Origin of the sequence: Candidatus Arthromitus sp. SFB-mouse-Japan (assembly GCF_000270205.1) — a bacterium.
Classification (GTDB): Bacteria; Bacillota; Clostridia; order Clostridiales; family Clostridiaceae; genus Dwaynesavagella.
On record NC_015913.1, the window covers coordinates 307696 to 320977 of the forward strand.

Below are 13282 nucleotides of genomic sequence, written 5' to 3' on the forward strand. Positions count from 1 at the left end.
AGAAAGAAAAATAGGTCAAGCTACTAAGAGCGCACAGAGGATGACTTGGCATCAGGAGCTGATGAAGGACGTGATAAGCTGCGATAAGCTACGGGTAGACGCAAATAGTCATGGATCCGTAGATTTCCGAATGGGGGAACCCACATAGTGAGAGACTATGTATCTAGTAATGAATTAATAGTTATTAGAAGGTAGACGCAGGGAACTGAAACATCTAAGTACCTGTAGGAAGAGAAAGAAATATCGATTCCCTAAGTAGTGGCGAGCGAAAGGGGAAGAGCCCAAACCCAAGGAAACTTGGGGGTTGAGGGGGTCTATAATTGAGAAAGTAGGTTAGATGAATATAGATGGAAATCTAAGCCGAAGAGTGTAATAGCCACGTAATTTAAAACTGAAATTGAGAGAGACTTACCCAGAGTACCACGAGACACGAGGAACCTTGTGGGAAGCAGGGTGGACCACCACCCAAGGCTAAATACTACCTGATGACCGATAGAGGAGTAGTACCGTGAGGGAAAGGTGAAAAGAACCCCGGGAGGGGAGTGAAATAGAACCTGAAACTGTGTGCTTACAACCGCTCAGAGCACGTAATATGTGTGATGAGGTGCTTTTTGTAGAACGAGCCAACGAGTTACGATGTGTAGCGAGATTAAGGTCTTAAGGACTGTAGTCGAAGAGAAATCGAGTGTTAATAGCGCGAATAGTTGCATGTTGTAGACCCGAAACCGGGTGACCTATCCATGATCAGGTTGAAGCGAAGGTAAAACTTCGTGGAGGACCGAACCACGTTGGTGTTGAAAAACCATGGGATGAATTGTGGATAGCGGAGAAATTCCAATCGAACTCGGAGATAGCTGGTTCTCCCCGAAATAGCTTTAGGGCTAGCGTTAATACATAGAATATAGGAGGTAGAGCACTAAATGGGCTAGGGGCCGTAAGGTTACCGAACCTTATTAAACTCCGAATGCCTATATTTGTTTATTAGCAGTCAGTCTAAGAGTGATAAGATTCTTGGACAAAAGGGAAAAAGCCCAGATCACCAGCTAAGGTCCCAAAGTATGAGTTAAGTGGTAAAGGATGTGGAGATTCTAAGACAACTAGGATGTTGGCTTAGAAGCAGCCATTCATTTAAAGAGTGCGTAATAGCTCACTAGTCGAGAGTTTCTGCGCCGAAGATAAACGGGGCTAAAACTCATCACCGAAGCTGTGGAATGGAAACATTGGTAGGGGAGCGTTGTATAAGAGTTGAAGCTAAAGCGGGAGCAATAGTGGATTTTATACAAGAGAGAATGTTGGCATAAGTAGCGAGAATTAGGTGAGAATCCTAATGGTCGAAAGCCTAAGGTTTCCTGGGGAAGGTTCGTCCGCCCAGGGTAAGTCGGGACCTAAGCTGAGGTCGAAAGGCGTAAGTGATGGATAATCGGTAGATATTCCGATACCACTAATTATTGATTGATCGATGGAGGGAAGCAGAAGGATAGGATAGCCAACAGATGGAGGTTGGTCTAAGAGAAGAGATAGCATGTAGAGGCAAATCCATATATGCGATTAAGTTGATTCTTTATGGGGAGACGAATGAGTTGAAGTATCTGATTTCACACTGACGAGAAAAACTTCTAGGTAGATAATTAGTGCCCGTACCACAAACCGACACAGGTAGGCGAGGTGAGAATCCAAAGACCAGCGGAAGAATTGCAGTTAAGGAACTCGGCAAATTGACCCCGTAAGTTAGCGAGAAGGGGTGCCATAGAGATATGGTCGCAGAGAATAGGCCCAAGCAACTGTTTATCAAAAACACAGGTCTCTGCAAAAGCGAAAGCTTAAGTATAGGGGCTGACGCCTGCCCGGTGCTGGAAGGTTAAGGGGAGCTGTTATCGTAAGAGAAGCAGTGAACTTAAGCCCCAGTAAACGGCGGCCGTAACTATAACGGTCCTAAGGTAGCGAAATTCCTTGTCAGGTAAGTTCTGACCCGCACGAATGGCGTAATGACTTGGGCGCTGTCTCAACTGCAAATCCGGCGAAATTGTAGTGCAAGTGAAGATGCTTGCTACCCGCGATTGGACGGAAAGACCCCGTAGAGCTTTACTGTAATTTAGCATTGAGTTTTGGTAATATTTGTACAGGATAGGTGGGAGACTGGGAATCTAGATCGTCAGATTTAGAGGAGTCGATGTTGGGATACCACCCTGATATTGCTGAAATTCTAACTGGGATCCATGAACTGGGTACAGGACACTGTTAGATGGGCAGTTTGACTGGGGCGGTCGCCTCCAAAAGAGTAACGGAGGCGTTCAAAGGTTTCTTCAGAAGGGATGGAAATCCTTCGTAGAGCGTAAAGGCATAAAGAAGCTTGACTGCGACACCTACAAGTGGAGCAGGTACGAAAGTAGGACTTAGTGATCCGGTGGTACCTCGTGGGAGGGCCATCGCTCAACGGATAAAAGCTACCTCGGGGATAACAGGCTGATCTCCCCCAAGAGTTCACATCGACGGGGAGGTTTGGCACCTCGATGTCGGCTCGTCGCATCCTGGGGCTGAAGTAGGTCCCAAGGGTTGGGCTGTTCGCCCATTAAAGCGGCACGCGAGCTGGGTTCAGAACGTCGTGAGACAGTTCGGTCCCTATCCGTCGCGGGCGCAGGAGATTTGAGAGGAGCTGTCCTTAGTACGAGAGGACCGGGATGGACTAACCAATGGTGAACCAGTTGTTCCGCCAGGAGCACGGCTGGGTAGCTAAGTTAGGAAGGGATAAACGCTGAAGGCATCTAAGCGTGAAGCCCACCTTAAGATAAGATCTCCCATAGCGTAAGCTAGTAAGACCCCTTGAAGAACACAAGGTTGATAGGTAAAAGGTGTAAGTATGGTAACATATTTAGCTGATTTATACTAATAGGTCGAGGGCTTGACCAAAATTAGCAATATATTATTTATATACAATTTTGAGAGATTAAAATATTTCTCAATATCTGGTGATTATAACGTGTAGGCAACACCCCTATCCATACCGAACAGGAAGGTTAAGCTACACTGTGCTGATGGTACTATAGGGTTACCCCTATGGAAGAGTAAGTCATTGCCAGTTTGTTCCGCGGTAGCTCAATGGTGGAGCACTCGGCTGTTAACCGATAGGTTGGAGGTTCGAGTCCTCTCCGCGGAGCCAATTATTAGATCATTGACAATTGGATAGGGAAAAGGAATGAAGAGAAGAAGTCAACGTTAATTTTGAGAGACTGGGAGAAGGATAAGAGTTTGATCCTGGCTCAGGACGAACGCTGGCGGCGTGCCTAACACATGCAAGTTGAGCGGAGATATATGGAGCTTGCTTTATATAACTTAGCAGCGAACGGGTGAGTAACACGTAGATAATCTATCCTATACTGGGGGATAGCCCGATGAAAGTTGGATTAATACCGCATATAGCTATATAGTTGCATGATTATGTAGTGAAAGATTTATTGGTATAGGAGGAGTCTGCGGCACATTAGCTAGTAGGTGAGGTAAAGGCTTACCTAGGCGACGATGTGTAGCCGGTCTGAGAGGATGAACGGCCACAATGGAACTGAGACACGGTCCATACTCCTACGGGAGGCAGCAGTGGGGAATATTGCACAATGGGGGAAACCCTGATGCAGCAACGCCGCGTGAGTGAAGAAGGTTTTCGGATTGTAAAGCTCTGTTAGCAGGGAAGAGGAAGGACGGTACCTGCAGAGGAAGCCACGGCTAACTACGTGCCAGCAGCCGCGGTAATACGTAGGTGGCAAGCGTTGTTCGGAATAACTGGGCGTAAAGGATGCGTAGGCGGTTAAACAAGTTATATGTTAAATATATAGGCTTAACCTGTAGAAAGCATATAAAACTGTTTAACTAGAGTGCAGGAGAGGTAAGTGGAATTCCTAGTGTAGCGGTGAAATGCGTAGAGATTAGGAAGAACACCAGTGGCGAAGGCGACTTACTGGACTGTAACTGACGCTGAGGCATGAGAGCATGGGGAGCAAACAGGATTAGATACCCTGGTAGTCCATGCTGTAAACGATGGGTACTAGGTGTGGGTTGTGAATAACAATTCGTGCCGTCGCAAACGCAATAAGTACCCCGCCTGAGGAGTACGATCGCAAGATTAAAACTCAAAGGAATTGACGGGGACCCGCACAAGCAGCGGAGCATGTGGTTTAATTCGAAGCAACGCGAAGAACCTTACCTAAACTTGACATACCTTGAATTACCTTGTAATGAGGGAAGCTCGCAAGAGCAAGGATACAGGTGGTGCATGGTTGTCGTCAGCTCGTGTCGTGAGATGTTGGGTTAAGTCCCGCAACGAGCGCAACCCTTGTTGTTAATTGCTAACAGGTTAAGCTGAGCACTTTAGCGAGACAGCCTAGGTTAACTAGGAGGAAGGTGGGGATGACGTCAAATCATCATGCCCCTTACGTTTAGGGCTACACACGTGCTACAATGGTGAGAACAGAGAGAAGCAAGCTAGTGATAGTGAGCAAAACTTATAAAACTCATCTCAGTTCGGATTGCAGGCTGAAACTCGCCTGTATGAAGATGGAGTTGCTAGTAATCGCGAATCAGAATGTCGCGGTGAATACGTTCCCGGGTCTTGTACACACCGCCCGTCACACCATGAGAGTTGGCAACACCCGAAACCTGTGGGCTAACCATATAGGAGGCAGCAGTCTAAGGTGGGGTCAGTGATTGGGGTGAAGTCGTAACAAGGTAGCCGTAGGAGAACCTGCGGCTGGATCACCTCCTTTCTAAGGAAAGAAAGAAGTGGATAACTTTTTCCTATTCAATTGTGAGTGACCTATAATTGGAAGGTTACTTAAGGATATAGATCTTTGAAAATTGTATATAAATAGTAAAGATGCGAAAGGTAGCAAGTTAAATTATTAGCAATAGTAATTTAAGAGCTGGAAGAATATAGAAAGAAAAATAGGTCAAGCTACTAAGAGCGCACAGAGGATGACTTGGCATCAGGAGCTGATGAAGGACGTGATAAGCTGCGATAAGCTACGGGTAGACGCAAATAGTCATGGATCCGTAGATTTCCGAATGGGGGAACCCACATAGTGAGAGACTATGTATCTAGTAATGAATTAATAGTTATTAGAAGGTAGACGCAGGGAACTGAAACATCTAAGTACCTGTAGGAAGAGAAAGAAATATCGATTCCCTAAGTAGTGGCGAGCGAAAGGGGAAGAGCCCAAACCCAAGGAGACTTGGGGGTTGAGGGGGTCTATAATTGAGAGAGTAGGTTAGATGAATATAGATGGAAATCTAAGCCGAAGAGTGTAATAGCCACGTAATTTAAAACTGAAATTGAGAGAGACTTACCCAGAGTACCACGAGACACGAGGAACCTTGTGGGAAGCAGGGTGGACCACCACCCAAGGCTAAATACTACCTGATGACCGATAGAGGAGTAGTACCGTGAGGGAAAGGTGAAAAGAACCCCGGGAGGGGAGTGAAATAGAACCTGAAACTGTGTGCTTACAACCGCTCAGAGCACGTAATATGTGTGATGAGGTGCTTTTTGTAGAACGAGCCAACGAGTTACGATGTGTAGCGAGATTAAGGTCTTAAGGACTGTAGTCGAAGAGAAATCGAGTGTTAATAGCGCGAATAGTTGCATGTTGTAGACCCGAAACCGGGTGACCTATCCATGATCAGGTTGAAGCGAAGGTAAAACTTCGTGGAGGACCGAACCACGTTGGTGTTGAAAAACCATGGGATGAATTGTGGATAGCGGAGAAATTCCAATCGAACTCGGAGATAGCTGGTTCTCCCCGAAATAGCTTTAGGGCTAGCGTTAATACATAGAATATAGGAGGTAGAGCACTAAATGGGCTAGGGGCCGTAAGGTTACCGAACCTTATTAAACTCCGAATGCCTATATTTGTTTATTAGCAGTCAGTCTAAGAGTGATAAGATTCTTGGACAAAAGGGAAAAAGCCCAGATCACTAGCTAAGGTCCCAAAGTATGAGTTAAGTGGTAAAGGATGTGGAGATTCTAAGACAACTAGGATGTTGGCTTAGAAGCAGCCATTCATTTAAAGAGTGCGTAATAGCTCACTAGTCGAGAGTTTCTGCGCCGAAGATAAACGGGGCTAAAACTCATCACCGAAGCTGTGGAATGGAAACATTGGTAGGGGAGCGTTGTATAAGAGTTGAAGCTAAAGCGGGAGCAATAGTGGATTTTATACAAGAGAGAATGTTGGCATAAGTAGCGAGAATTAGGTGAGAATCCTAATGGTCGAAAGCCTAAGGTTTCCTGGGGAAGGTTCGTCCGCCCAGGGTAAGTCGGGACCTAAGCTGAGGTCGAAAGGCGTAAGTGATGGATAATCGGTAGATATTCCGATACCACTAATTATTGATTGATCGATGGAGGGAAGCAGAAGGATAGGATAGCCAACAGATGGAGGTTGGTCTAAGAGAAGAGATAGCATGTAGAGGCAAATCCATATATGCGATTAAGTTGATTCTTTATGGGGAGACGAATGAGTTGAAGTATCTGATTTCACACTGACGAGAAAAACTTCTAGGTAGATAATTAGTGCCCGTACCACAAACCGACACAGGTAGGCGAGGTGAGAATCCAAAGACCAGCGGAAGAATTGCAGTTAAGGAACTCGGCAAATTGACCCCGTAAGTTAGCGAGAAGGGGTGCCATAGAGATATGGTCGCAGAGAATAGGCCCAAGCAACTGTTTATCAAAAACACAGGTCTCTGCAAAAGCGAAAGCTTAAGTATAGGGGCTGACGCCTGCCCGGTGCTGGAAGGTTAAGGGGAGCTGTTATCGTAAGAGAAGCAGTGAACTTAAGCCCCAGTAAACGGCGGCCGTAACTATAACGGTCCTAAGGTAGCGAAATTCCTTGTCAGGTAAGTTCTGACCCGCACGAATGGCGTAATGACTTGGGCGCTGTCTCAACTGCAAATCCGGCGAAATTGTAGTGCAAGTGAAGATGCTTGCTACCCGCGATTGGACGGAAAGACCCCGTAGAGCTTTACTGTAATTTAGCATTGAGTTTTGGTAATATTTGTACAGGATAGGTGGGAGACTGGGAATCTAGATCGTCAGATTTAGAGGAGTCGATGTTGGGATACCACCCTGATATTGCTGAAATTCTAACTGGGATCCATGAACTGGGTACAGGACACTGTTAGATGGGCAGTTTGACTGGGGCGGTCGCCTCCAAAAGAGTAACGGAGGCGTTCAAAGGTTTCTTCAGAAGGGATGGAAATCCTTCGTAGAGCGTAAAGGCATAAAGAAGCTTGACTGCGACACCTACAAGTGGAGCAGGTACGAAAGTAGGACTTAGTGATCCGGTGGTACCTCGTGGGAGGGCCATCGCTCAACGGATAAAAGCTACCTCGGGGATAACAGGCTGATCTCCCCCAAGAGTTCACATCGACGGGGAGGTTTGGCACCTCGATGTCGGCTCGTCGCATCCTGGGGCTGAAGTAGGTCCCAAGGGTTGGGCTGTTCGCCCATTAAAGCGGCACGCGAGCTGGGTTCAGAACGTCGTGAGACAGTTCGGTCCCTATCCGTCGCGGGCGCAGGAGATTTGAGAGGAGCTGTCCTTAGTACGAGAGGACCGGGATGGACTAACCAATGGTGAACCAGTTGTTCCGCCAGGAGCACGGCTGGGTAGCTAAGTTAGGAAGGGATAAACGCTGAAGGCATCTAAGCGTGAAGCCCACCTTAAGATAAGATCTCCCATAGCGTAAGCTAGTAAGACCCCTTGAAGAACACAAGGTTGATAGGTAAAAGGTGTAAGTATGGTAACATATTTAGCTGATTTATACTAATAGGTCGAGGGCTTGACCAAAATTAGCAATATATTATTTATATACAATTTTGAGAGATTAAAATATTTCTCAATATCTGGTGATTATAACGTGTAGGCAACACCCCTATCCATACCGAACAGGAAGGTTAAGCTACACTGTGCTGATGGTACTATAGGGTTACCCCTATGGAAGAGTAAGTCATTGCCAGTTTGTTTTAGAAGTAAGAGCATCGCTCTTACTTCTTTTTGTTTACTATAATATATTATTTGGAGGAATTATGAATAAATGTTTGGAGCGAGGTTTGATATTGTCTTTGGATTATTTTTATGATAATATTAATTCCTATATATTAAATAAATTATTGTTGAATATTAATAGTTCTTTTAATAATAATGTATCAGCTATTAAAACTAGTTATTCAAATCTAATTTTGGAACTTAAATATTCTGTCGACTTACCTGTTATAGGATGTGTTAATAAAGTTTACCCTGATACAATTGTTAATCTTACACCAACTGTTAATGAGATCTATGAACTTGCAAAAGCTGGTGCTAGTATTATTTATTTAGATGCTTCTACTAAAATGAGATCTAATTTTATTACTATACATGAGTTTTATTATAAAATAAAGTCATTATTTCCTGAATTGTATTTTATAGGTGAGGTTTATACTTTAGAAGATATAAAAAATATATCTTGTTTAAAATTTGATGCAATATGTATAAGAAATGATTCATATACAATTAGTAATTTTGTTGATTATATTGATATAGATGTACCACTTATTTTTGATTCTATTGTAGATAATAACTTGTTAAATGATGATAAATATAATGAATTATTTAATGCTGGATTTAATAATATAATTGTTAATTCTAAAATTATTACACCTAAATATCAATTAAAAGAATTTATAGAAAATGTATTTAATTAGGAGTGATTTAATATGAAATTAAAGATCTTGTTTAATTGTACTATTATTGCACTATTCTTTGTTTGTTTTACAGTTTTTTATAGTAAAGCAAATGTAGTAGATAAGTTTATTTATAGTCCAAAAGATATTATGGAAGGTCAAAATACGACAATTGAAGGTGGAAGATTTTCTTATGATTCTATGAAAGTGCAGAAGAATTTATTTAATGCTGAAAAGATAAATAATGGTGAAAAAACAGTGTTTTTGACTTTTGATGATGGTCCATCACTCGATAATACACCAAAAGTATTAGAAGTACTTAAAAACTATGATGTCAAGGCAACTTTTTTTGTGCTTGGTGTGAATTTAGATAGGGGAGAGGAGTATAGACAACTTTTAAGGAATATTGTTAATGATGGACATGCGGTGGGAAATCATGGATATAGTCATAATTATTCTTATTTATATCCTGGGAGAGTTATAAGTTATGAGAATCTTATGAGTGATATGAATAGATCACTTGATATTATGAAAGATATATTAGGTCAAGACTTTGATACTAGAGTTTTAAGATTGCCAGGAGGACTCAGATCTTGGAAGAAGCAAGATGAAACTCTTGAAAGACTTAATAATGAAAATTATTCAGTTATTGAATGGAATGCTATGAGTGGAGATGCTGAGGGTAAAAATATTAAAGATCCTGATGTTTTATTTCAAAAAGCTATTGATACTGCAGGAAATTCAAAGTCTGTTGTTATGCTTATGCATGATTTCTCAGGAAGTGCTGGAGAAGTATCTAGCAGAGCTTTGCCTAAGATTATTAATTATTTTAAAGAAAATGGATATGAATTTAGAACTTTATATTAAGTTAAAAGGTGATAAGATGTTTTGTTCTTATCACTTTTTTTATGCTATAATTAATTTAATTATATATTATCGTAGGGGTATAGGAATGGAAAAAAAGATTTTGTTAGTGGAGAATGAAGTAAGTATTAGACAGTTTTTAAAGATAAATTTTGATAGGGAGGGTTTTAACGTTATTGAAGCAGATAGGGGAGATACTGCTATTGAAATTGCTTTAATTGAGAAACCGCAAGTTGTATTATTGGATGTAGGTCTTGAGGGAGATATGGATGGATTTCAGGTATGTTCAAATTTAAGAAAGCATTTTCCAAAGATGGGTATTATTATGCTTACTGCTAGATCTCAAGAAATGGAAAGAGTTATGGGACTTGAATTTGGAGCAGATGATTATGTTGTGAAACCATTTAATCCTTTAGAAGTTATGCTTAGGGTTAAGGCACTTATTCGTAGAATAGATGAAAAATTTAATAGTGATATGATAATTAATGGACCTTTTAAGTTAGATTTATATTCTCAAAAAATATATAAGAATGATAAGGAAATTGATGTTACACCTAAGGAATATATGTTATTTAAGATATTTGTAGAAAATCCAGGTAAGGCTTTGAGTCGTGATGAGCTTATGAATATGATATGGGGATATAATTATTTTGGAGATCTAAAGATAGTTGATGTTAATATACGTAGACTTAGATCAAAAATTGAAGATGAGTCTTCTAAACCTAAGTATATAGAAACAGTTTGGGGAACAGGTTATCGTTGGAATAATGAAAAATAATTTTATTAAAAATATATTTGTAAATTCAAGTATAAGATATAGTATTATAAAGAGTTCTATAAGTGTTTTTTTATTTATAATACTAGCTTTATCATTAAGTATATCCTATTATGTGCGTAAAGCCTACTATGATACTATAAGGGATAATTTATCTAATCAAATAATTAAAGCTGTTGAAAATTATCAGAATAATTATAAAAATTCGTCCCTTGAGACAAATATACTCTTAGATTTAGATGATTTTATAAATTCCACGAGTGCTCAGGTTCAGGTTATAGATTTGGATGGTCGAGTTTTGATGGATACTATAGGTGTTACATATGAAGAACCAATAGATACTCAAGATTTTAAGATTGCTATACTTGGAGGTTTAGGTCAGTGGATTGGAAAGGTATCCTATAGTAAATCTAAGGTGATGAGTGTATCTTATCCAATTGAAAATTATAATCAAGTTATTGGAGTATTAAGATTTACTGTTTCACTTGATTATGCAAATAAGAATATTACTAAGATAATTTTTACGTTTACTTTAGCAGTTGTTATTGCACTTATATTTTACATAATAATAATTGGATTAGTTACTGAAAAGATTATACAGCCGATAAAAACACTTACTAATATTGCGAAAAAGATGGCATTAGGAGATTTAGGTGTTAGGTGTAAGAATTTACCTAATAATGAAGTTGGAGCATTAGGAGATACCCTTAATTATATGGCAGATGAAATATCTAAAAAAGATCAATTAAAGAATAATTTTATATCCACAGTATCACATGAACTTAGAACGCCTCTTACATCAATTAAGGGATGGGCAATAACTCTTCAGTATGATGAGTTTGATAATCCAGCTATATTAAATGGGCTTAAAATTATAGAGGGTGAGACAGAAAGACTTGCTGTTATGGTAGAAGAACTTTTAGATTTTTCAAAGTTTATTTCTCAAAAAGTTACTTTAAACTTTGAGAAGATAGATATAAAAGATATAAATGAGTATATAGTTAATTATATAAAACCTCGAGAAGATAGAGAAAATTTTGAATTTATAATTAATGATATTAGTGAGGATATAGTATTAAATATAGATTTTAATAGAATAAAGCAAGTTTTAGTTAATGTTTTAGACAATGCTATAAAATTTCTAAAGGAAAATGGTAAGATAACAGTTAAATATTTAATTGATAGAAATAAGAATATTATTTGTTTAGAGATAACTGATAATGGTATGGGTATACCTAGTGAAGAATTATCACGAGTTAAGGAAAAATTTTTTAAGGGGAAAAGTAGTAAGTCTAAGAATGGATTAGGTTTATCGATAAGTGATGAAATTATGAAACTTCACGGTGGGGAACTTTTAATAGATAGTATATATGGAGAATGGACTAAGGTAACTTTAGTTTTACCTATGGATAAATAAGGAGATAATATGAAATTTAGGAAAATTATTAAGTTTAATTTTATATTACTTTTCATGTATTTAATTATTAATGTTATGTCTTGTTCTACATTTAATGCAAGTTTAGATAGTTTGCTTGTAGCACCTAAGGTTGAGAATATTTTAGTTAAAGGTACATGGAATCTCGATAGTTTTTATTATATGTATAATAAAAATACTGGGATTACGCCTAAAATTCCTTCAGATAGTTATTTATTTATATCTGATTATTACTTAAGGATTAATGATTTATTATTTGAGTATGATACGTTTAAAGTAAAGACATTTATGCTAAGCGACTATATGAGAGTCAAGTTTAAGATAGATGATTTTTCTTTTTTAAACCTTGAGGATAAGAGTGTAAATATTTTTACTATACAAGATGAAGATAAGAATATGCATGAATTTATAAAGTACGATGATGACACTATATTGTTTTATTATGATGATGATATTATGTACTCTTTTAAGAAAGTTAGCAATAAAATAGATACTGAGATTGAGGGATTTGTTAAAGATAATTTAAAGAATAATGTAATTACATATGATGGAGAGTACATGAATAATGTTGGATTTTTAATATCATTTAGATCTGAAAGAAAAGTTACGGATCATTCTATTCCAAAAAGTGTTTATAAAAGTATATGGGTATATCAGAATAATGATGGAACTTATGCGCATAAGGTATTTGATGATATAATTGTGCCAAAAGATGGTAAGATACTAAATATAAGTGTTGAGTCTAGCGATAAGAATGATTTATATGAAAAAATAGCTATTGATGATTTATTATCTGATGATGTATTTATTTTGGATGGTGATAATAATACAAATGAGGAATTTATAAATCAATTTATAGATATTACATATGTTAATGAAAATTATATTGGTATAAATTATGATCAAAATATAGAATATTTAGGTAATATTAATATAGATAAATGTGCTATGTTATCTATTGATGATCCTGTTATTGAGAGAAGACTTAAATTTTCAGATATATTCCAAAAGAGTGTTAAGATATTTTATAATAGTTATTATAAATTTATAAATTTACTTAAAAAGGTAAATTTAGATGCTTATGATACGGAACCTAGAGAAGATAGCTTTAAGCTTGAGAGATATGGTGGAGATTGGTTTTTGAAGGGGAGAGTTAACACAAAATTACCAAGCAGTACTCTTAAGCCACTTGATTTTGATATAGAGCTATTACCTAATAAAAAACTTATTAGTGAGAATAACGTATCTGCAAATCTTGGACAAATAAAACTTAGGAACCCAGAAGCAAGAGATGCATTTATGTCTCCAGATAGAGATCTTGTAGTAATTTTGACATCTACAACTATGGGAGTTTATAAAATTATTGGAGATAAGATAAGTAATAATGCAATTTTAGAACTATCTATAGATTCTGGAGACAATGTTATATTGGGTGAGTGGTATACTGGAGATAAGGCGGTAGAAGTTGAGTTATTGCTTGAAAAGTTAGAATAAATATAGGGGT

The 13282-nt window shown here is 38.5% G+C and carries 5 protein-coding genes, 1 tRNA gene and 5 rRNA genes; all 11 read left to right on the plus strand.

The window, feature by feature from the left end:
* The first annotated feature begins 13 nt into the window (after positions 1–13).
* The 11 genes from SFBM_RS01465 to SFBM_RS01515 all read left to right on the plus strand — a co-directional run bounded on the left by SFBM_RS01465 (position 14) and on the right by SFBM_RS01515 (position 13272).
* Positions 14–2907: ribosomal RNA gene (locus SFBM_RS01465) — 23S ribosomal RNA — on the plus strand.
* 55 nt (positions 2908–2962) lie between these two features.
* A 5S ribosomal RNA gene (gene rrf / locus SFBM_RS01470) occupies positions 2963–3079 on the plus strand.
* A gap of 3 nt (positions 3080–3082) precedes the next feature.
* Positions 3083–3157, plus strand: a tRNA-Asn gene (locus SFBM_RS01475).
* 77 nt (positions 3158–3234) lie between these two features.
* Positions 3235–4754: ribosomal RNA gene (locus SFBM_RS01480) — 16S ribosomal RNA — on the plus strand.
* Positions 4755–4935: 181 nt separating this feature from the next.
* A 23S ribosomal RNA gene (locus tag SFBM_RS01485) occupies positions 4936–7829 on the plus strand.
* 55 nt (positions 7830–7884) lie between these two features.
* Positions 7885–8001: ribosomal RNA gene (gene rrf / locus SFBM_RS01490) — 5S ribosomal RNA — on the plus strand.
* Together the 16S, 23S and 5S rRNA genes with 1 tRNA gene alongside form the textbook arrangement of a ribosomal RNA operon.
* 67 nt (positions 8002–8068) lie before the next feature.
* The gene (locus SFBM_RS01495) at positions 8069–8725 is read left to right on the plus strand and encodes an N-acetylmannosamine-6-phosphate 2-epimerase (protein ID WP_009068440.1); all 657 of its coding nucleotides are present in this window, start codon (positions 8069–8071) and stop codon (positions 8723–8725) included.
* A 12-nt stretch (positions 8726–8737) separates the two neighbouring features.
* Positions 8738–9571, plus strand: a complete 834-nt coding sequence (locus SFBM_RS01500; protein ID WP_007444940.1) for a polysaccharide deacetylase family protein — start codon at positions 8738–8740, stop codon at positions 9569–9571.
* Between the two features lie 85 nt (positions 9572–9656).
* Entirely contained in the window at positions 9657–10346 is a 690-nt protein-coding gene (locus SFBM_RS01505) for a response regulator transcription factor (protein WP_014017833.1), read from the plus strand.
* Positions 10336–11760, plus strand: coding sequence for a sensor histidine kinase (locus tag SFBM_RS01510; protein ID WP_014017834.1), 1425 nt, complete (start codon positions 10336–10338; stop codon positions 11758–11760). The genes SFBM_RS01505 and SFBM_RS01510 overlap by 11 nt, the downstream gene beginning before the upstream one ends.
* Positions 11761–11769: 9 nt before the next feature.
* The gene (locus SFBM_RS01515; protein ID WP_005807167.1) at positions 11770–13272 is read left to right on the plus strand and encodes a hypothetical protein; all 1503 of its coding nucleotides are present in this window, start codon (positions 11770–11772) and stop codon (positions 13270–13272) included.
* Positions 13273–13282 lie beyond the last annotated feature (10 nt).